The organism is Xylophilus rhododendri (assembly GCF_009906855.1).
Classification (GTDB): domain Bacteria; phylum Pseudomonadota; class Gammaproteobacteria; order Burkholderiales; family Burkholderiaceae_C; genus Xylophilus; species Xylophilus rhododendri.
Genome location: NZ_CP047650.1, coordinates 329,984 through 350,018 on the forward strand (window position 1 = coordinate 329,984; position 20,035 = coordinate 350,018).

The window sequence follows — 20,035 nt, forward strand, 5'->3', positions numbered from 1 at the left end:
GGCCTCATGCCGCCTTTGGCGGCGGCCATGGAATTTCATAGGCCTGGGCGATGCGGGCCAGCAGTTTTTCGCCCGGCAGATTTCCGAGCTGAAGCGTTTTGGGATCGATCGTCTTATCAGCCAATGCAGCGACCAGAAACCGGCTCATGTCATCGCCGATCTTCCCGGCCAGCGGCATGCGGGTAGCGGGCGTCAGAAGCAGGGAAAGGCGCAGCACATCGTTGAGGTGCTTGCGCACGTCCTTCGCGTCCACCTGGGCGCCCCGTGCTTTGCGTTGCGTCAGTTCCAGCCAGGCGATGGCCTTGAGCGGGATCAGGCGGTCTTCACCCACCCAGCACAGGCCATCCGCCTCGCGGCGCCCTGCCATGATGAAGGCGCAGTAGGTCTCGTCCAGCAGAATGGCGGACAAGCTGGACACGGCTTCTTCGAGCGGTATCGGGGTGAGTTGGCTGCCCTCGGCGGGCGTCAAGCCGTGGGGCGCTCTGGCGAACAGCTCGAGCATTGCCGGATAACGCGCGTCGGCCGGCTTCTGGAAGCGGTAGAAGACCGGCTTTCCGGTTTCGCTGGCCTGCCGGACTTCATAGCCACCCGCTGCCACGAAGGTCCAGAAAGCTTGGCCGAATGAGGGCGTCAGCGCTTCGACATGCAGGACGATGTCGAGGTCTTTGGTGGCGCGGAAGTCCAGCCCGGCCGCCTCCATCGTCAAGCTCGCCGCCGTGCCGCCGATCAGCACGAACTGATCGGCATAGGCCGCAAATTTCTGCCGAAAAATTTCCAGCCCCTTCACCATGGGAACTGCTCCTTCAACTCTTCCAGCGCGAGCTGGATCCGGTCATCGGTTTTTTCTCGCAGGCTGAGCGTCAACGAGAGCGGATCCACCGTGACGGCGTTCGGATCCAGGGCCGGGCTGTAGTTCCAAAGCTGCCATTCCTGGGCGCCCGGTTCGGGCTCTGGCAGTTCCTGCACGCCGGCATCGATCGCGTGCTTCCAGTCGGCGATGGTCAACGCATAGACCGGCGATATCGGCTCGGCCAGCATGGAATGGTGCGCCAGCGCGCTCAAGCCCGCGATACGGGCAAACGCCGGCGCGGCGGGCCCCGGCGCGGCTACCCAGACCGTGCGCCTGACCGGCGTTCGCAAGGCCGGCATCGCACGCTCCCAGATCTGCGCTGGCGGAAGTTCCATGCGCAGCCAGCGCGACCGGCCGACCGTGTAGGCCGTCGCCAGGCCGCTCGCGGTCAGCTCCTTGACGGCGCGCGACAAGGTCATCGGCGTATAGCCCAGGGCTGTCGCGAGCTCCGAAGCTTGCCAGTCGGCCTGCCAGGGCTGGCGAAGCAAGGCCGCGATCAGCATGGCCTGCGCCGACGGGCTCAGCGCCGCAGCTGTCGCCGGGGCGCGCTGGCGGAAGTACTCGCGCAGGTCCAGGCCCAGGTCCGGCAGGTAGAGCTGGTTGCCAGGCACGAGGAAGGAGACCTTCTGTTCGATCAGCCGCCTGCGGTCGTAGGACGCCAGTGCCTGCGTGACATACACCGCCGGCTGACCGGCCAGCGCCTTGACCTTGTCCAGCCCGGTCCGGACTTCGCTGAGCGACTGCTTGCCGCCTCCGCGCCCCACCGCCAGGACGACGGTCTGCCCGAGCAACTGAAGTTCGCAGAACTCGAAGGCATCACGCAGGAAATAAGGCAGTTCGTCGGCACGCGCCCAAGGCTTCGCACCGGTCGCGGCAATGCCCAAGACCTCCTGAAGGTATGCCAGGACGGCGGGAATCGAAGGGGACAAGGCACCTAGCCAATAACTTGATTTATGCACGATAACATTACAGCCGTTACCATGCAAATTCGCGTTATGTGGAGCCTGCGGGTGCTCATGGCTGGTCCGCGGGTGAAGCGGCGCTGGCCAGCCGGTCCAGGAAACCGAACAGCGTCCGGTTCATCGCGCCATAGTCGTGGGCCCGCAAGGCCGCAGGCTGCTGCACGAAGCGGTGCGAGCGCAGCGCTTCGAACTCATGGGCCGAGGCGGCGATCAACAGCTCGACCACTTCGGGCGTCAGCTCCAGGTGGCACTGGAACCCAAACACCAGCGGCCGGTACTCGACGATCTGGCGGGGGCAGCCTTCGCTGAAGGCGAGCACCCTGGCGTCCGGCGTCAGGCCGGGCATGTCGCCGTGCCAGTGGCCGGAGTCGAACGTGGCCGGGAAATCGGCGAACCAGGGGTGGGCCTGGCCGGCGGCCGTCATGGTGATCGGGAACTTGCCGATCTCCTTCTCGGGGCTGTGGCCGCAGGGCGCGCCGAGCGCCTCGCCGATCAGCTGGGCGCCCAGGCAGACGCCGATCACCACCTTGCCGGCATCGGCCGCGCCGGCGATCAGCGCGCATTCGGCAGCCGCATCGAAATGAGGGCATTCGGCCAGGGTGGTGGACGGCGATTGCGGCCCGCCCATCACGACCAGCATGTCGATCTGCGCCAGCGATGCGGGAAGGGCATCGCCGGCATAGACACGCGAGTAGCTGGCGCGGTGGCCGCGTTCGCGGATCCATTGCTCGTAGGCGCCGGGTGCCTCGAAAGCCTCGTGGATGACGAAATGGACGTTCATGGTTTCCGGTTCCTCCGGGAGTCGGATCACGGGGCCCCGGTCAGGCCGCCAGGCTGGCGGCGAGCCTGCGCGCGGCCTTGGCACTGGCGCCCTTTCCCGTCATCGCCAGGGCCGGGGGATGGGCCAGCATACGCACGAAGACCTCCCGCACCTCCTCCGCGCCGATGTCTTCGATCAGCGCCAGCGTGCGGGCCATGGGTGTCACCGCGCCGCTGGCGAAAAGCTCCTCGACGGCCTGCTCCATGGTGGCGTAGCTGCGTTCGGCGGCGCGCACGCGGGAGACGGTCAGCTGGTTGCGGGCGCGTTCCAGTTGCACCGGATCGATGGCCTCGGCCTGCGCGCGCAGCAGGCGGCCGGTCGCTTCCAGCAGCGCATCGAGCTTGTCGGGCGTGGTGACCGCATGCACGATGAAGTTGGCCCAGCAGTCGCCGCTCTCCATCGTGGCGTAGGCCGTGTAGGCCAGGCCGAGCTGCTCGCGCACGGTGTCGACCAGGGGCGAGGACATGCCCTCGCCGAACACATGGGCCGCCAGCGAGGCGGCCAGGCGCCAGCGCAGCCGGGCTTCCTCCTGCGCCGGCGCGGGCATCAGCGGATAGGCCAGGTTCACGAACACCTGCGAGACCTGGGTGAAGCGCCGGGCCAGCGCCTGGCCGACGTACTTCGCCGGCAGGGGCGGCTTCCAGGCGGACGGATCGGCCGACGCCGGCATGCCGGCAAACAGTTCCGCCGCCTGCGCCATCCAGGCCTCGACATCGAAATGGCCGGCCGCCGCCACGATGGTCTTGCCCGCCACATAGTGCTGCCGCACATGGCCCAGCAGGTCCTGCCGGGTGAAACCCTCGATGTTGGCGACGGTGCCGATCACCGGCATGCCCATCGGGTCCTCGCCCCAGATGGCGCGGTCGAGCAGCTCGCTGGAGCTGTCCTCGGGATCCTCGTCGTACTCGATGGCCTCCTGGCGGATCACATCGAGCTCGCGCTGCAGCTCCTGCTCGGGATAGGTGCTGTTGAGCACGATGTCGGCCGTCATGCGCAGCAGCGCGGGCGTGTGGCGGCCCAGGCCGGTCATGAAGTAGCCGGTGGTGTCCTTGCCGGTGAAGGCATTGACCTCCGCGCCCAGGCGTTCCGCATCCAGGTTGATCGCCTGCACCGTGCGGGTATGGGTGCCCTTGAAGGCCATGTGCTCGAGCACATGGCTGATGCCGTTGCTGGCGGCCGTTTCGTCGCGCGATCCCACCCGCAGGAAGACGCCGACGCTGGCGCTCTGCAGATGGGGCATGGGCATGGCCAGCAGCCGCACCCCGTTGGGCAGGGTGCGCAGGACCGCGGCCGCAAGGCCGGGCCTCATTCCCACTCGATCGTCGCCGGCGGCTTGCTGCTCACGTCGTAGGTCACGCGGTTGATGCCGCGCACCTCGTTGATGATGCGGCCCGAGACCTTCTTGAGCAGCGCATAGGGCAGCTCGGCCCAGTCGGCCGTCATGAAGTCGCTGGTCTGCACCGCGCGCAGGGCCACCACGTATTCGTAGGTGCGGCCGTCGCCCATCACACCCACGCTCTTGACCGGCAGGAAGACGGTGAAGGCCTGGCTGGTGAGCTGGTACCAGGTCTTGCCGCTGGCCTCGTCGCGGAAGTTGCGCAGCTCCTCGATGAAGATGGCATCGGCACGGCGCAGCAGGTCGGCGTATTCCTTCTTCACCTCGCCCAGGATGCGCACACCCAGGCCGGGGCCGGGGAAGGGGTGGCGATACACCATCTCCGGCGGCAGGCCGAGCGCCACGCCGAGTTCGCGGACTTCGTCCTTGAACAGCTCGCGCAGCGGCTCCAGCAGCTTCAGGCCCAGCTGCTCCGGCAGGCCGCCCACGTTGTGGTGGCTCTTGATGGTGACGGCCTTCTTGCTCTTGGCACCGCCGGACTCGATCACGTCCGGATAGATGGTGCCCTGGGCCAGCCACTGCGCGCCCTTGAGCGCGCCGTCGGCGCCGGCCTTCAGCCGCGCGGCCTCGGCCTTGAAGACCTCGACGAACTCGCGGCCGATGATCTTGCGTTTGGCCTCCGGATCGGACACGCCGGCCAGCTTGCCCAGGAACAGCTCGGCCGCATCCACCCGCACGACCTTGGCGTGCAGCTTGCCGCTGAACATGTCCATCACCATGTCGCCCTCGTTCAGGCGCAGCAGGCCGTGGTCGACGAAGACGCAGATCAGCTGGTCGCCGATGGCGCGGTGGATCAGCGCGGCCGCCACCGAGGAATCGACGCCGCCGGACAGGCCCAGGATGACTTCCTCGTCGCCCACCTGCTCGCGGATGCGGGCCACGGCTTCCTCGATGTAGTCGCCCATCACCCAGTCCGGCCGGGTGGCGCAGACGCCGAGCACGAAGCGCTCCAGCAAGGCCTGGCCCTGCTTGGTATGCGTGACCTCGGGGTGGAACTGCACGCCGTAGAAGCCGCGCGCCTCGTCGGCCATGCCGGCGATCGGGCAGCTGGGCGTGCTGGCCATGAGCTTGAAGCCGGGCGGCAGCTCGGTGACCTTGTCGCCATGGCTCATCCACACATCCAGCATGCCGTGGCCTTCGGCGGTGGCGTGGTCCTGGATGCCTTCGAGCAGTTTGGTATGGCCATGCGCGCGGACTTCGGCGAAACCGAATTCGCGGGTATGGCCGCCCTCGACCTTGCCGCCGAGCTGGTGCGCCATGGTCTGCATGCCGTAGCAGATGCCCAGCACCGGCACGCCCAGGTCGAACACGGCCTGGGGCGCCTTGTCGGTGCTTTCCTCGTAGACGCTGGCATGGCTGCCGGAGAGGATCACGCCCTTCAGCTGGCCGTCGGCCGCATAGGCGCGCACCCAGTCGTCGCTGACGTCGCAGGGATGGACTTCGCAGAACACATGCGCCTCGCGCACGCGGCGTGCGATCAGCTGGGTGACCTGGGAGCCGAAATCGAGGATGAGGATCTTCTGGTGCATGGCGGGCGGCCTCGGGTGGGTGGGGCGGTACGTCAGAAAAAAGAACGCCGCCGCGAGGGTTCGCGGCGGCTGTGGTGCTTGCGGCGGTGGATCAGCTCGCCCGGTAGTTCGGGGCTTCTTTCGTGATCTGCACGTCGTGGACATGGCTCTCGCGGATGCCCGCGGAGGTGATCTCCACGAACTCGGCCTTGTCCTTCATCTCGTCGATGGTGGCGCATCCGCAGTAGCCCATGGAGGCACGCACGCCGCCGGCCAGCTGGAACAGGATGGACACGATGGAGCCCTTGTAGGGAACCCGGCCCTCGATGCCCTCGGGCACCAGCTTGTCGGTGTTGGGGTTGCCGGTGGTGGACTCCTGGAAGTACCGGTCGGCGCTGCCCTGCTGCATGGCGCCGATGGAGCCCATGCCGCGGTAGCTCTTGTAGCTGCGGCCCTGGTAGAGCACGATCTCGCCCGGCGCCTCTTCGGTGCCGGCGAACATGCTGCCCATCATCACGGTGCTGGCACCGGCGGCGATGGCCTTTGCGATGTCGCCCGAGTAGCGCACGCCGCCGTCGGAGATCAGCGGCACGCCGGTGCCCTGCAGGGCGGTGGCCACGCTGTCGACCGCCATGATCTGCGGCACGCCCACGCCCGCCACGATGCGGGTGGTGCAGATGGAGCCGGGGCCGATGCCGACCTTGACCGCGTCCGCGCCGGCCTCGGCCAGCGCCAGCGCCGCCGCGCCGGTGGCGATGTTGCCGCCGATCACGTCGATCTGCGGATAGTTCTGCTTGACCCAGCGCACGCGGTCGATCACGCCCTTGCTGTGGCCGTGGGCGGTGTCCACCACGATGGCATCGACGCCGGCCTTGACCAGGGCCTCGACACGCTCCTCGGTGCCCTCGCCCACGCCGACCGCCGCGCCCACCCGCAGGCGGCCGGAGGCATCGCGTGCGGCGTTGGGGAAGTTGGTCTGCTTGGTGATGTCCTTGACGGTGATCAGGCCGTTCAGGTGCCAGTCCTCGCCGATCACCAGCAGGCGTTCGAGCTTGTGTTTGTGCAGCAGGCCGCGGGCCTCGGCGGCGGAGGTGCCCTCGCCGACGGTGATCAGGCGTTCGCGCGGCGTCATGATGTCGCGCACGGGGATGTCGAGGCGGGTCTCGAAGCGCAGGTCGCGGCCGGTGACGATGCCGACGACACGGCCGCCGTCGATCACCGGGAAGCCCGAGATGCCGAGTTCCTCGGACAGCTGCTTGACCTGCAGCACGGTGTGCGTGGGGGTGATCACCACCGGCTCGCGCAGCACGCCGGACTCGTAGCGCTTGACCTTGGCGACCTGGGCGGCCTGCTCGGCGGGCGTGAGGTTCTTGTGGACGATGCCGATGCCGCCTTCCTGCGCGATGGCGATCGCGAGGCGGGCTTCCGTCACGGTGTCCATCGCCGCCGAGACCAGCGGCAGGTTCAGCGTGATGTTGCGGGAGAAGCGGGTGGCGAGGGTGGTGTCCTTGGGCAGGACCTGGGAGTACGCGGGAACCAACAACACATCGTCGAAGGTGAGCGCTTTGCCGAGGAGGCGCATATCTCAAAGCTCCAAAAAAACGATTGTACCCGCCTGGGCGTTACCGTTTGTCTCGGCGGCCTATCGGCGGGCTACACTGCCGCGATGACCGTCGCCCCCGCCGCCCGTTACCTCGTCATGTTCACCCTGGCCTGCGCCGCGGGCGCCGCCTCGGCGCAGTACATGTGGCTCGACGCCGCGGGACGCAAGGTCTACAGCGACCGCCCGCCGCCGATCGAGGTGCCCGAGCGCAGCATCCTGCGCAAGCCCCGGGGGCCGTCCACCGCCGATCCGGCGCCCGTGGCGGCGCCCGCGCCAGCGCCCACGGCAGCCGCCACGCCCGGCAAGCCTGGTGCCCCCGCCAAACCCGGCGGCAAGGACAGCGAACTCGAAGAGCGCCGCAAGCAGGCCGAAGCCGCCGACGCCGCCAAGCGCCAGGCCGAGGAAGCCAGGAACGCCGCCGCCCGCGCCGACAACTGCCAGCGCGCTCAGCAGTCGGCCGCCACGCTCAACTCGGGCGTGCGCATCTCGCAGATCAATGCCCAGGGCGAACGCAGCTACATGGACGAGCAGACCCGCGCCGCCGAAGCCCAGCGCGCCCAGTCCCTCATCGCCAGCGAATGCCGCTGAACAGCGGCCTCAGTCGCGCTGCTTGAATAGCCCCGTGGTGCGGGCGCCCTGCCGCTTGAAGCGTTCGCGCCGCGCCACCTTGGGATCGACCCGCAGCGGCCGGTAGACCTCCACCCGGTCGCCTGGCGCAAGCGGTGTATCGAAGGGCAGTGTCTTGCCCCAGATGCCGGCCTCCTCGGCCGACACCCGCGCCGCCGCCAGGGCATCGCCCAGGCAGGCGCCCGCCGGCAATGCAAGAGGAAGCTCCTCGACACGGTGCGCCCCGTGGTCCACCGCCACGACGATGTTCAGCACCGCGCCAGGCTCATTCGCCATAGACCTCGTCGGCCCGCTTGACGAAGGCATCGACCATGCTGCCGGCGATGCGGTCGAACACCGGCCCGATCAGCGTGGCCAGCGCGATGTTGGAAAAGCCGTAGCGCAGTTCGAACTCGATGCGGCAAGCGCGCTGGTCGCCCTCGCCCACCGGCAGGAATTTCCACTGGCCTTCGAGCTGGGAGAAGGGCCCGTCCACCAGTTGCATGTGCACCTCGCGGCCGGGCACATGGGTGTTGCGGGTGGTGAAGGTCTGGCGGATGCCGGAAAAAGAGATGCCGACCTGGGCGGTCATGCCGCCCTCGTCCTGCGACAGGACGGCGGCGCGGTCGCACCATGGCAGGAACTTCGGGTACTGGGGCACGTCCGTGACCAGCTTGAACATTTCTTCCGGGCTGTACCAGATCAGGACGGACTTGGTGACGGTTTTCATAGAATCGCAGGCTCCCTGTCTTGCCGGCCATTGTAGAAACCTGGCAGAGCGCCCCCATATCCCCGACCATGGCCACCAAGAAACCCAATACCGACAGCCGCATCGCCGAGAACAAGAAGGCGGGCTTCAACTATTTCATCGAGGAACGCTTCGAGGCCGGCATGGTGCTGCAGGGCTGGGAGGTGAAGGCCGTGCGCGAGGGCAAGGTGCAGCTGACCGACGGCTATGTGGTGGTGCGCGAGGGCGAGCTCTTCATCATCGGCTGCCAGATCAATCCGCTGAAGTCGGCCTCCACGCATGTCTCGCCCGACGCCGTGCGCACCAAGAAGCTGCTGCTGCACAAGGCGCAGATCAAGCGGCTGATGGGCAAGTCCGACCAGAAGGGCTACACCATCGTGCCGCTGAACCTGCACTGGAAGGCCGGCAAGGTGAAGTGCGAGATCGGCCTGGGCAAGGGCAAGGCCGAGCACGACAAGCGCGACGTGATCAAGGACCGCGAAGGCAAGCGCGAGGTGGAGCGCGCGATGAAGGTCCACAGCCGCTGACCGGAGCCGGCGGCCGGGCCCTCTGCGTTCAGCCGGCCGCTTTGGTCAGCACGGGCGCCTGGCGGTGCCGGGTGGCCGTCTCGTAGGCGTAGGCATAGGCCAGCAGCCCGGCCTCGCTCCATTGCCGGCCCAGGAACAGCAGGCCGAAAGGCGCGCCGGAGGCGTAATAGCCGGCCGGCACGGTCACTGCCGGCAGGCCGGCGATATTGAGTTCGCCCACCGTGGTCTCCTGGATGGCGCCGGTGCGCACCGCGGGCAGTTCCTCGCGCATCTGCGGGAAGACCAGGCCGTCGAGCTGGTGGCGCTGGAACACGTCCTCCACGATGCGCAGGTAGGCGTCCTTCAGCGCGATGAATTCCGGCAGCGCCGGTGGCGTGCCGGGCGAACCCAGGCAGGCCACGAAGTCGGGCAGCCGGTGCATGAAATGCAGCACGCCGCCGGGGCCGAAGGCCGACTGCGCGGCGGTCGCCTCGGCGAACTCGGCGAAGGTCTTGAGCGCCGCATCCGGGCCCAGGCGCTCCAGGTATTTCTGCAGGTCGTAGGGCACCGACTCCATGCCGCGCGCGTCGAAGTTGCCGGCGGTGGGCTCACGCAGGTCGGCGAAGCCGGAGCCGGCGAAGGGGTCGTCCACCAGGATGGCGCCCTGGGCGCGCAGCTCGTCGGCGGCGCGGTCATAGAGCTTCTGCGCATCGGCCGACAGCGGCTGGGCGCGCCAGCCCGGGCCGTAGAGACCCAGTCGAACGCCCTTCAGCGCATCCCGACGCAGCCCGGCGGTGTAGCCGCCCGCGGGCTGCTTGCCGACGCCGGCCAGGGTCTTGGGATCCTCGGCGCTGTATCCGGCCAGCGCGTCCAGGCACAGGGCTGCGTCGCGCACATTGCGGGCGATGGGGCCGACCACGTCGCGGTTGCCTGAGAGCGGCATCACCCCCGCGTTCGGCACCAGGCCGATGGTGGGCTTGATGCCGACCAGGTCCTGGGCCGAGGCCGGGTTCTGGATCGATCCGCCGGTCTCTTCCGCCAGGCCCAGCACGGCCATGCTGGCGGCCACGGCCGCCGCGGTGCCGGCGCTGCTGCCGCCGGGCACCCGGCCGGCCATGGCCACGTTGAGGGTCGGGCCGGCCCAGCTGTCGTCGGCATGGGTGCCGGTGTGGCTGAGGATGGGCACGTTCGTCTTGCCCAGGATCACCGTGCCGGCCGCGCGCATGCGGGCGACCACCGGCGAATCGGTGGCGGGATACAGGTCGACGCCGCCGCTCTTGCCGTGCAGCAGCGACCAGCCGGCGGTGGTGGGAAAGCCCACCATGTCCATCGGATCCTTCACCACCACCGGCACGCCGGCCAGGGGGCCGAGCTTCTCGCCGGCGGCGCGCCGGACGTCGATGGCGCGGGCGTCCGCCAGGGCCGCGTCGTTGAGGAAGACGATCGCGTTGTAGTGCGAGTTATAGGCCTCGATCTGGCGCAGGCAGGCGTGCGCCAGGCTCTCGGCGGTGAAGGCGCCGCTGGCGAAGCCTTGCTGCACGGCCTCCACGGTGAGGGCGGTCAGGTCCAGGTCCTGCAGGGTCGATTCGGTAGCGTTCACGTTGGAGCTCCTTGTGAAGATGCGGATGGGGGTTTCAGAAGGCCATGTGGCGGTCGATGAGCTCGTCGGTCAGCGCGGCGATCGGCCCGCTCTGCACGATCGCGCCCTTCTCGAACATGGCGAAGCGGCTGGCCACGCGGCGGGCGAAATCGATGTTCTGCTCCACCAGCACCATGGTCATGCCGAACTCGCGGTTGAGCCGCAGGATGGCCGCCTCGATCTCCTCGACGACCGAGGGCTGTATGCCCTCGTTGGGCTCGTCGAGCAGCATCAGCTGCGGATGCGCGGCCAGCGCGCGCGCCAGGGCCAGCTGCTGCTGCTGGCCGCCCGAGAGCACGCCGCCGGGCCGGTCGAGGTTGGCCGCGAGGTAGGGGAACAGCTCCAGCGCCAGCGGCGGGATCGCCACCGGCCCGCGGCCGGCGAAGCAGCCCATCAGGATGTTCTGACGCACGCTGAAGTCCGCGATGATTTCCCGGCCCTGCGGCACATAGGCGATGCCGCCGCGCGCCCGGCGGTGGGTGGGCTGGCCGTCGATGCGCTGCCCGGCCAGCTCGATCGCGCCGGTGGAGCGCACCATGCTGCCCATCAGCGTGCGCAGCAGCGTGGTCTTGCCCATGCCGTTGCGGCCGAGGATGGCGGTGACCTCGCCCCGGGGCACGGCCAGGCTCACATCCTGCAGCGCATGGCTGCGGCCGTAGAAGCTGTTGACGTTGGTGAGTTTCAGCATGGCGTGGCGATCCCATGGGAGCCGAGGTAGGCCTGGCGGACCTTGGGGTCGCGCTCGATCTCGGTGACGCTGCCCTCGGCCAGCACCCGGCCCAGATGCAGCACGGTGATGCGTTCGGCGATGTCGCGCACGAAGGCCATGTCGTGCTCCACCACCAGGATGGTCTGGCGGCCGCGCAGGGCCATCAGGATCTGCGCGGTCTTGCGCGTCTCCGCCTGCGTCATGCCGGCGGTCGGTTCGTCGAGCAGGATCACCCGGGGTTTCTGCGCGATCAGCAGGCCCAGCTCCAGCCACTGCGTCTGGCCGTGGCTGAGGTCGGCGGCCTGGCGGTGCTGCAGCCCTGCCAGGCCGATCAGGTCCAGGATCTCGTCGATGCCCTTGTCCGTCTGCCGGCCGAAGCCCCAGCGCAGGTTGCGCAGGATGGAAGGCTCGCGGGTGGCCGCCACGCCCAGGTTCTGGCGCACCGTGAGTTCGCGGAACACGCTGGGGATCTGGAACTTGCGTCCGATGCCGGCGCGCGCCACCCGGAACTCGGCGCGGTTGGTGATGTCGCTGCCGCTCAGCAGCACCTGGCCGTGCGAGCTGCGGGTCTTGCCGGAGATCAGGTCCATCAGCGTGGTCTTGCCGGCGCCGTTGGCGCCCAGCAGCACCCGCAGTTCGCCTTCGGCCACCTGCAGGCTGACGCCGTCCACGGCCTTGAAGCCGCCGAAGCTCACGCCCAGGTCCTTCAATTCGAGTGCGAAGGCGCTCATTCGGCGGCCCTCCCCGTGCGGCCCCAGCGGGCCAGCATGTCGTGGGCCCAGCCCCCGATGCCCTTGGGCAGGTAGAGCACCACCAGCACGAAGGCCAGGCCGACGATCACCCGCCAGGCCTCCACCAGCGACTGGGTCTCGCTGGCGGTCGATTCCAGCATGTTGATCAGGATCGCGCCCAGGCAGGCACCGAGCAGCGAGCCGCGCCCGCCCACCGCCGCCCAGACCACCATGGTGATCGAGAAGGCCAGGTCCAGGAAGGTCGGCGAGGCGAACTCGGCCACCACCACATACAGCATCCCGGCCAGCGCGGCGATGCCGGCCGACAGCGAGAAGAAGAAGATCTGGTAGTGCGCCACATCGAAGCCCAGGTAGCGTGCCCGCTGCGGATCGCCCGAAGTGGCCCGCAGGATCAGCCCGGCCCGGGTGGCCAGCAGCAGCCGCGAGCCCACCAGCACCAGGGCCAGCACGGCGGCGATCAGGTAGTAGGTGGCGAGGCCGTAGGGGTCGAACTCGAAGCCGCCGAACCTCAGCCAGGCCAGGTCCGACAGGCCGTTGAAGCCGTTGGTCAGCGGCTGCGCATCCACCAGCAGCAGGCGCACCAGCAGCACCAGGGCCAGGGTGACGATGGAGACGAACACGCCGGCAATGCGTTTCCTGAACACCACCGTGCCGAGCAGGAAGGCCACGGCCACCGGCAGCACCACCCCCATCAGGATGCCGAAGGACTGGTGCCGGAACGGCGACCAGACGAAGGCCAGGGGGTTGATGCAGCAGAGGTCGATCTTGGCGCCCGGCTCGGCGTTCGACAGCATGAAGTCCGGCACCGGCCCGCTGCCGCCGTGCTGCAGGCTGGCCGGGCTCGCCATCTTCAGCGACATGGCCAGCATGTAGGCGCCGATGCCGAAGAACAGCCCCTGCCCCAGGTTGAGGATGCCGGCATAGCCCCAGCACATCGCGATGGCCACGCCGAGCATCCCGTACACCAGGTACTTGGCCAGCCGGTTGAGCCAGAAGCCGTCGAGCACCAGAGGCGCCAGCGCCACCAACGCCAGGAAGACCGCATAGGCCGCGAAGGTCGCGCGCCTGTCCAGTGAGGAAACCATGGCGTCAGCGCCCCTTGAATGAAAAAAGGCCCTGCGGCCGGACGATGATCAGCAGGATCACCAGGCCGAACATGGCGGCGCGCGCCACGATGTCGTTGCTCAGCGCCGCGACCACGCCGTTGATCTCGCCCAGGCCCACGGCCGTGAGCACAGCGCCCAGCAGGCTGCCGACGCCGCCGGCCACCACCACCAGGAAGCTGTCGACCACCAGCGAGGTGCCCATGTCGGGCGAGACCGTCTTGAAGCCCGCCACCAGCACGCCGGTGACGCCGGCCAGGCCCGCGCCGAAGGCGAAGGTCCAGGCATTGACCCGCTCCACGTCGATGCCGCAGGCCGCCGCCATGCGCGGGTTGCGGATGATGGCGCGCACCTGCATGCCCATGCGGGTGCGGTACATCAGCAGCCAGGTCAGCAGCGTCAGCACCAGGGTGCTGGCCACGATGAAGGCCCGGTAGGCGTTGATCGAGGTGCCTCCCACCAGGAAGGCGCCCTGCAGCTCCGGCGGCACCGGCATGTTCTGCAGCCCCGGGCCCAGGCCCTGGATGTGGATGCCGAAGAAGGCCAGGCCCCCTTCGAGCCGCACCGCCTGCTGCACCAGGATGGCCACGCCCCAGGTGGCCAGCAGGGTGTCGCCCAGGCGGCCGTAGAGCCTGCGCACCACGCAGCGCTCGATCAGGAAGCCGAGCAGCGCGGCCACGCAGAAGGCGATCGGGATGGCGGCATACAGGCTCCAGCCGAGCCAGATCTGCGTCATCACCGCCGCATAGGCGCCGACCATGACCATCTCGCCGTGGGCCATGTTCACCACGCCCATGGCACCGTAGATGATGACCAGGCCGAGCGAGGCCAATAGAAGGATCGAGCCCACGCTCAGGCCGATCAGAAGTACGTCCAGCATCTTGGAGTTTTCCGGGTTGGGCGCGGCTCTCCCCCGGCGCGGCGCGCCGGGCCGGGGAGCCGGACGCCGTCAGACCTTGACTTGCGCCGCGCCCTTGGTGGTGCACATCAGGTTGCTGTCGGTCTCGCCGTAGGCGAAGTACGGCAGCGGGCGGATCGGCTGCGCGGCCGCGTCCACCACCTTGCTCTGGCCGTCGGCCTGCCACTGGCCGATGCGTGGGGTGACCCAGGCGTGCAGGCTCTCGGCATCGATGCGCACCTTGCCGCCGGGCGCGTCGTAGGTCTGGCCGCCGATGTGGGCGCGGATCGAATCGGCCGTGGTCGACTTGCCCGCCTCCACCGCCTGCTTCCACAGGAAGACCTGGAAGTAGGCCGCTTCCAGCGAGTGGTAGGTGACGGCCTTGGGGTCGTTGACGAACTTGCGGTAGCGCTCGATGAAGGACTTGTTGGCCGGCGTGTCGATCGACATGAAGTACGGCACCGAGGTGTAGCTGCCGGCGGCGTATTCGGCGCCCATGGCGGCGATCTCGATCTCGCTGGTCACGGTGGCGCAGATCGGCACCGCGGCCTGCGACATGCCCTGGTTCTTGTACTCGCGGTAGAAGGCCACCAGCGAATCGCCGACCACGTTGGACAGCACCACGTCAGCGCCCGACTCCTTGATCTTGCGGACCATGCTGGCCCATTCCGAATGGCCCAGTTCCAGGTATTCGTCGGCCACCCAGCTGGCGCCGGACTGCTCGATCAGCTTCTTGCTGACCTTGGACATCTCGCGCGGATAGACATAGTTGGAGCCGACGATGAAGAACTTCTTCTTGCCCAGCTTCTGCACGATCCAGGGGATGTAGTTGCCCAGCTGCTGGTTGGCCACCGCGCCGCTGTAGACCACGTTCTTCGAGCACTCGAAGCCCTCGTAGTGGGTCTGGTAGAACAGCATGGCGTTGCGCCGCTCGAAGACCGGCAGCACCGCCTTGCGGCTGGCCGAGGTGTGGCAGCCGAACACCGTCTCGATGCGGTCGCGGGTGACCAGCTTGGAGGCCTTCTCGTTGAAGGTCTTGGGATCGGAGGCGCCGTCTTCCAGCACCACCTCGACCTGGCGGCCCATCACGCCGCCGGCGGCGTTGATCTCGGAGACGGCCAGGCGCACGGCGTTGGCCAGCATCTTCTCGACGATGGAGAGCCCGCCGGTCTGCGAATAGAGCGCGCCGACCTTGATCTTGTCGGCGGCGAAGGCCGGACGCACCCAGGCGGGCGCGGCGACGGCGGCTGCCGTGGCGGCGGAAGAGACGAGCAGGCGGCGGCGTGAGGAAGTCAACATGGTGGAACCCTTAAGACGTGGGGCGTCCGTGTTCGACGGACGCCGGAAGTTGGAAAACCCGTATCAAGCGAAACCAGTCGACGGCACTGTCGAGCGCGAGCAAAAAAAAACCCACAGCGCAGCGTGGGCTGCGTTGTGGGCTTCATTGCCGGGGGTTCCAGAGCGACTGACATCGTCGTCTGGAAGAACCGCACCAGGCCTGAGGATCAAGGGTGGTGTGGCCACTGCGCGATGGAGATCCAGCGGCACAGTGGCGTCGATCTTAGCGGCTCAATTTGCAGCTTGCAACAAACTTTCCATGTTGATGATGGAGCTGGCGATCTGCTCCATCGACAGGCGCTTGGCCATGGCCTGGGCGCGTATCGCCTGGTAGGCCTCGCCCTCGCTGATGCCCTTGGAGGCCATCAGGATGGTCTTGGCCCGGCTCATGGCCTGGTCGCTGGTGATCTTGCGGCGCAGCTTGCGGTTCTCCTTGAGCAGGGTCTGTTGCTCGGTCCACATGCTGCGCGCCGCGACCAGGCTGGCCAGCAGGCCGAAGGGCTTGATCGGCTTCTGCACCACGGCGAAGGCGCTGCTCTCCAGCACCAGCTGCAGCGTCGTCGGATCCTCGTAGTTGACGATGGCGATGACCGTCGGCCCCGGCTTGGGCAGGGACTTCAGCAACTGTTCGATGGCTTGGCGGCGCTCGCCCTCGGTGAGCAGGAAGAGCACATCGGCATTCGAGGCGAGCGAAGCCGGCACCGGCCAGGCCACGCTCACCATGCAGCCGACCCGGCGCAGGTGGCTGACCAGGGCCTCGCCCTCCTCGTCCGGCGGATGCACGACGACGACCTTCAGCTCCGGCAGCTCGCGCAATAGCGATATGGGCATGCGTGGCTCTCCTCAGGCGGCCCGGCCCGCGAGCGGGTCGAAGCGGCTCTCGAACATGTAAGGGTCGGGCTTGACGCGGATGCCCGGGTCGTCGACCACCTGGAACTGCCCCCCGGCATCGACTCGCGCGACGCGCGGCCACAGGTAGGTGTGGTGGTTTTCCTTGTCGATGCGCACCCGGCCCTGCGGCGCGTCGAACTCGTGTTCGTGCAGGTGCGGCAGCATGGCGTCGAGCCGGTCGTCGCCGGCGCGCTCCAGGGTCTGGGCATAGAGCTTGACCTGGAAGTAGGCGGCTTCGGCATTGGCGGTGATCGGCAGGTCCGGGCCGAAGCGCTGGCGCCAGGCCTGCACGAAGCGCCGGTTAGCCGGCGTGTCGATGGTGGAAAAATACGGCGCGGCGGTGATGCTGCCTTCGGCCACTTCGGGCGGCATCTGCGCGATCTCGGCTTCCTGCGTGGACTGGCTGGCGATCGGATGGGTGCGCTGGTCGAAGCCGGCCTCGCGGTAGGCCTGGTAGAACTGGGCGATGCTGTCGCCCACCATGGTCGAATAGATCACGTCGGGCTGGGCCGCCTTGATGCGGCGGATCACCTTGGCCATGTCGCTCTCGCCGATCAACAGCGGCACGTAGAGCTCGTCGAGCAGCTGGCCGCCGGACTGGCGGAACAGGTCGCCGATGATGCGGTTGGACTCGTAGGGATAGACATAGTCGGAGCCCACCAGGAACAGGCGCTTGCCGAAGTTCTGCGTGAGGTAGCGCACCAGCTGGACGGAGTTCTGGTTGGGCGCGGCGCCGGTGTAGACGCAGTTGGGCGAGTACTCGAAGCCCTCGTAGAGCGTCGGGTAGAACAGCAGCGCCCGGTGCGCCTCCACCACCGGCAGCACCGCCTTGCGGGTGCTGGACATGTGGCAGCCGAAGATGACCCGCACGCCCTCCACGTCGCACAGCTGCCGGGCCAGCTCGCCGTAGCGCTTGGGCCGCGAGGCCGGGTCGCAGAGGACCGGCTCGATCGGCGCGCCGAGCACGCCCCCGGCCGCGTTGATCTCCTCGATCGCGAGCAGGGTGGCCGCCTGTTGCGTTCGCTCCACCGCCGCGGTCACGCCTGTGTTGGAGAACAGGACGCCGACCCGCCAGGTTCGCGTTTGGGTTGTGCTCACGCTTTTCAATCTCCAAAAAAAAAGCTCCCAACGACCGCGATACGGGTCGTTGGGAGCCTCACTGCTCCGAAGTTCATGGGGGCGATGCCGTGGAGGCGATCGCAATCGCGCCACTTTAACAGCGTCCCGGGATAACCCGAAGCTTGCCGGACCGCCGCTGCCACGCCCGGGGCATTTGCGACACCGGCCTACAGGGCAGGTCATGCACCGGTGCCACAGTGCCTGCGGTGCCGTCGGCGCCCCGTATCCCCCGTCCCAAGGAGCACAAGAATGTCCATGCGTTTGACCGGCCTGGCCGCCGCCAGCCTCGCCTGCCTGCTGGCCGCCTGCGGCGAGCACGCCCTGCTGCCCGAATCCGCCGGCATCGGCCCGAGCCCGACGCTTCCCGCGCCCACCAAGCCCCTCATCCCCACCCTGCACATCGCCCCGGCCAAGGGCTGGCGCGACGGCGCCATGCCGCAGCCGGTGGCCGGCACGGTGCTCACCAAATTCGCAGAAGGCCTGGAACACCCCCGCTGGGTCTACGTGCTGCCCAACGGCGACGTGCTGGTCGCCGAGAGCGACGCGCCGGCCAAGGACGAGAAGGAAAAGCACAACGGCCCCAAAGCCTGGGTGCAGGGCCTGGTGATGAAACGCGCTGGCTCGCATGTGCCCAGCGCCGACCGCATCACCCTGCTGCGCGACGCCGATGGCGACGGCGTGGCCGAAACCCGCAATACCTACGTCGCCAACCTCAAGTCACCCTACGGCATGGTGCTGGTCGGCAACGAGCTCTTCATTGCCAACGCCGATGCGCTGGTCAAGCTGCCCTACCAGGCAGGCGCCACCAGCCTGCCCGGCACGCCCACCAAGGTCATCGACCTGCCGGGCGGCATCAACCACCACTGGACCAAGAACGTGATCGCCAGCGAGGACGGCAGCAAGCTCTATGTCTCGGTCGGCTCCAACAGCAATGTCGGCGAGAACGGCCTGGACAAGGAAGAAGGCCGCGCCGCCATCTGGGAGGTGGACCGCGCCAGCGGCCAGCACCGCATCTTCGCCAGCGGCCTGCGCAACCCCAACGGCATGGGCTGGGAGCCCACCACCAAGGCGCTCTGGACCGTGGTCAACGAACGCGACGAACTCGGCAGCGACCTGGTGCCCGACTACCTCACCTCGGTGAAGGACGGCGGCTTCTACGGCTGGCCCTTCAGCTACTGGGGCCAGAACGTGGACGAGCGGCCGCAGCCGCCCAACCCCGCCCTGGTGGCCAAGGCCATCAAGCCCGACTACGGCCTGGGCAACCATGTGGCGCCGCTGGGCATGGCCTTCGCCACCGGCAACCAGCTGCCGCCGCAGTTCGCCAGCGGTGTCTTCGTGGGCGAGCACGGCTCCTGGAACCGCAAGCCGCGCGCCGGCTACAAGGTGGTGTTCATCCCCTTCGTCGATGGCATGCCCAAAGGCCAGCCGATCGATGTGCTGACCGGTTTCGTCGACAGCGAAGGCAATGCCAGCGGCCGGCCGGTGGGCGTGGCCATCGACCGCAAAGGCGGCCTGCTGGTGGCCGACGACGTGGGCAATACCGTCTGGCGGGTGAGTGGGATGGTTCGCTGAACGGTTGGACTTCGCCTGCCAGGGTGCTGTTTCGCACCACGGTGGCGGTGCCTGGGGCGGCCGCCGAAGAATCCTCGGCCTGCCAACCAGGAGCAGCCGTGGATCTGCCCGTACCGAATGCCCGGCGCCCCGGCGGCGCATGCCCACCGACCATGGACGCAACGCGGCCTCGCCCGGCCGCGCCGCGAAGCCGCTCCGGCGTCCATCCCGCCGGCTGCCTGCTCGAAGGCCTGCCACTGCGGCAGCAACTCAGCGCCGAGCCGGGCAGCTGGTGCGATTACTTCATGATCCGGCTGTTCGGCTTCAGCACGGATGCCGAGACGCTCAACGATGCCACCCGGATCTTCGGCGAACTTCACCACATCATGCGCACGCTGCCCCGGCATTGCGCGCATCGGTCGCTGCAGCTGGAACTCGATGCCATGCGCGGATCGGCCGATGAGCTGTTCGGGACGCGCTACACGCTGCCGAAGCCGGGCCGCTCGCGCGACGTCTGGGTCGTCGCCATGGCCCGCTTGCTCAATGAGCTGCGCAGCCTGCAGGGGCGCCTCGACAGGCTGGACGAAGCCATAGGCACACGCCGGCGCGCGGCGCGCATGAATGCCGCTCCGGCGCTGCCCGCCGCGAGCTGCCAACAAACCGTGCGCTCAGCATCGGCAGAAGACTCCGCGACCGCGGCCGGGCCGATTGGAATCGAGCCCGCAGTCCTGTCCGCCCAGCAGGACCAGCGCCTGCAGCTCGCGCTGCGGCTCGCCCGGCGTTCGGCCGACGAGGCCGGCCGCATACCCGACCGGCAGGCCCGGCAACTGGCGTCGGCCATCGAAACCCTGTTCGAGGACGAATCCCCTGCCCCGCCCGCCGAGCGGGCGCGCGACCTGAACCGCAGCGGCACCGTGGTGTCGGCCGTCGAGCAGGGGCTGGCATCGGCACGCCTCGATGAAGCGCAGCGCGGCGCGGTACGCGCCCGGCTGGCGGCTTGGGTCAAGAAGACCGCGTGACGATTCTTTCCCCTGAG

General features: G+C 68.4%; 20 protein-coding genes. 4 read left to right on the forward strand and 16 right to left on the reverse strand.

Going from position 1 to position 20,035, the window contains the following annotated elements:
• Positions 1 to 4 precede the first annotated feature (4 nt).
• From GT347_RS01565 to guaB, 6 genes are all read right to left on the reverse strand, one after another.
• The gene (locus tag GT347_RS01565) at positions 5 to 790 is read right to left on the reverse strand and encodes a nucleotidyl transferase AbiEii/AbiGii toxin family protein (RefSeq protein ID WP_229722600.1); all 786 of its coding nucleotides are present in this window, start codon (positions 788 to 790) and stop codon (positions 5 to 7) included.
• The gene (locus GT347_RS01570; RefSeq protein WP_229722601.1) at positions 784 to 1,734 is read right to left on the reverse strand and encodes a helix-turn-helix domain-containing protein; all 951 of its coding nucleotides are present in this window, start codon (positions 1,732 to 1,734) and stop codon (positions 784 to 786) included. The genes GT347_RS01565 and GT347_RS01570 overlap by 7 nt, the downstream gene beginning before the upstream one ends.
• Before the next feature lie 130 nt (positions 1,735 to 1,864).
• The gene (locus GT347_RS01575; RefSeq protein ID WP_160550312.1) at positions 1,865 to 2,593 is read right to left on the reverse strand and encodes a glutamine amidotransferase-related protein; all 729 of its coding nucleotides are present in this window, start codon (positions 2,591 to 2,593) and stop codon (positions 1,865 to 1,867) included.
• A 40-nt stretch (positions 2,594 to 2,633) separates the two neighbouring features.
• Positions 2,634 to 3,941 carry a M16 family metallopeptidase gene (locus tag GT347_RS01580; protein ID WP_160550313.1) on the reverse strand — a complete coding sequence of 436 codons (1,308 nt, stop codon included), beginning with the start codon at positions 3,939 to 3,941 and terminating at the stop codon, positions 2,634 to 2,636.
• Positions 3,938 to 5,557, reverse strand: coding sequence for a glutamine-hydrolyzing GMP synthase (guaA, locus tag GT347_RS01585; protein WP_160550314.1), 1,620 nt, complete (start codon positions 5,555 to 5,557; stop codon positions 3,938 to 3,940). Before guaA ends, GT347_RS01580 begins: the two co-directional genes overlap by 4 nt.
• A 91-nt stretch (positions 5,558 to 5,648) precedes the next feature.
• Positions 5,649 to 7,118 (reverse strand): IMP dehydrogenase, encoded by a 1,470-nt coding sequence (gene guaB / locus GT347_RS01590; protein WP_160550315.1) that lies wholly within the window; start codon positions 7,116 to 7,118, stop codon positions 5,649 to 5,651.
• Positions 7,119 to 7,202: 84 nt separating this feature from the next.
• On the opposite strand from guaB, the gene GT347_RS01595 reads away from it, so the two are divergent.
• The gene (locus GT347_RS01595) at positions 7,203 to 7,727 is read left to right on the forward strand and encodes a DUF4124 domain-containing protein (protein WP_160550316.1); all 525 of its coding nucleotides are present in this window, start codon (positions 7,203 to 7,205) and stop codon (positions 7,725 to 7,727) included.
• A 9-nt stretch (positions 7,728 to 7,736) separates the two neighbouring features.
• Here GT347_RS01595 and GT347_RS01600 read toward each other — a convergent pair whose 3' ends face one another.
• Both GT347_RS01600 and GT347_RS01605 read right to left on the reverse strand, forming a co-directional pair.
• Positions 7,737 to 8,042 carry an RnfH family protein gene (locus tag GT347_RS01600; RefSeq protein WP_160550317.1) on the reverse strand — a complete coding sequence of 102 codons (306 nt, stop codon included), beginning with the start codon at positions 8,040 to 8,042 and terminating at the stop codon, positions 7,737 to 7,739.
• Positions 8,032 to 8,475, reverse strand: coding sequence for a type II toxin-antitoxin system RatA family toxin (locus GT347_RS01605; protein ID WP_160550318.1), 444 nt, complete (start codon positions 8,473 to 8,475; stop codon positions 8,032 to 8,034). The genes GT347_RS01600 and GT347_RS01605 overlap by 11 nt, the downstream gene beginning before the upstream one ends.
• Before the next feature lie 68 nt (positions 8,476 to 8,543).
• Here GT347_RS01605 and smpB point away from each other — a divergent pair, with 68 nt between their 5' ends.
• Complete coding sequence (gene smpB, locus GT347_RS01610) at positions 8,544 to 9,020, forward strand: SsrA-binding protein SmpB (RefSeq protein ID WP_160550319.1); 477 nt, start codon at positions 8,544 to 8,546, stop codon at positions 9,018 to 9,020.
• 28 nt (positions 9,021 to 9,048) lie between these two features.
• On the opposite strand, the gene GT347_RS01615 is transcribed toward smpB, so the two are convergent.
• From GT347_RS01615 to GT347_RS01650, 8 genes are all read right to left on the reverse strand, one after another.
• A complete protein-coding gene (locus GT347_RS01615; protein WP_160550320.1) occupies positions 9,049 to 10,599 on the reverse strand; it encodes an amidase in 1,551 nt (516 codons plus the stop codon).
• Positions 10,600 to 10,633: 34 nt separating this feature from the next.
• Positions 10,634 to 11,326, reverse strand: a complete 693-nt coding sequence (locus GT347_RS01620) for an ATP-binding cassette domain-containing protein (RefSeq protein WP_160550321.1) — start codon at positions 11,324 to 11,326, stop codon at positions 10,634 to 10,636.
• Positions 11,320 to 12,078, reverse strand: a complete 759-nt coding sequence (gene urtD, locus GT347_RS01625; protein ID WP_160550322.1) for an urea ABC transporter ATP-binding protein UrtD — start codon at positions 12,076 to 12,078, stop codon at positions 11,320 to 11,322. Before urtD ends, GT347_RS01620 begins: the two co-directional genes overlap by 7 nt.
• Complete coding sequence (urtC, locus tag GT347_RS01630) at positions 12,075 to 13,184, reverse strand: urea ABC transporter permease subunit UrtC (RefSeq protein WP_160550323.1); 1,110 nt, start codon at positions 13,182 to 13,184, stop codon at positions 12,075 to 12,077. The genes urtD and urtC overlap by 4 nt, the downstream gene beginning before the upstream one ends.
• A gap of 4 nt (positions 13,185 to 13,188) precedes the next feature.
• Entirely contained in the window at positions 13,189 to 14,082 is an 894-nt protein-coding gene (urtB, locus tag GT347_RS01635) for an urea ABC transporter permease subunit UrtB (protein ID WP_160550324.1), read from the reverse strand.
• Between the two features lie 69 nt (positions 14,083 to 14,151).
• On the reverse strand, positions 14,152 to 15,399 hold the full coding sequence (locus tag GT347_RS01640) for a transporter substrate-binding domain-containing protein (RefSeq protein ID WP_229722602.1): 1,248 nt from the start codon (positions 15,397 to 15,399) through the stop codon (positions 14,152 to 14,154).
• A 270-nt stretch (positions 15,400 to 15,669) separates the two neighbouring features.
• Complete coding sequence (locus GT347_RS01645) at positions 15,670 to 16,269, reverse strand: ANTAR domain-containing response regulator (RefSeq protein ID WP_160550325.1); 600 nt, start codon at positions 16,267 to 16,269, stop codon at positions 15,670 to 15,672.
• A gap of 12 nt (positions 16,270 to 16,281) precedes the next feature.
• Positions 16,282 to 17,427, reverse strand: a complete 1,146-nt coding sequence (locus tag GT347_RS01650; RefSeq protein ID WP_160550326.1) for a transporter substrate-binding domain-containing protein — start codon at positions 17,425 to 17,427, stop codon at positions 16,282 to 16,284.
• Positions 17,428 to 17,697: 270 nt separating this feature from the next.
• On the opposite strand from GT347_RS01650, the gene GT347_RS01655 reads away from it, so the two are divergent.
• Together GT347_RS01655 and GT347_RS01660 are read left to right on the forward strand one after the other, a co-directional pair.
• Positions 17,698 to 19,020, forward strand: coding sequence for a PQQ-dependent sugar dehydrogenase (locus GT347_RS01655; RefSeq protein ID WP_195812386.1), 1,323 nt, complete (start codon positions 17,698 to 17,700; stop codon positions 19,018 to 19,020).
• 98 nt (positions 19,021 to 19,118) lie between these two features.
• Positions 19,119 to 20,018 carry a hypothetical protein gene (locus tag GT347_RS01660; protein WP_160550327.1) on the forward strand — a complete coding sequence of 300 codons (900 nt, stop codon included), beginning with the start codon at positions 19,119 to 19,121 and terminating at the stop codon, positions 20,016 to 20,018.
• Positions 20,019 to 20,035: the final 17 nt, after the last annotated feature.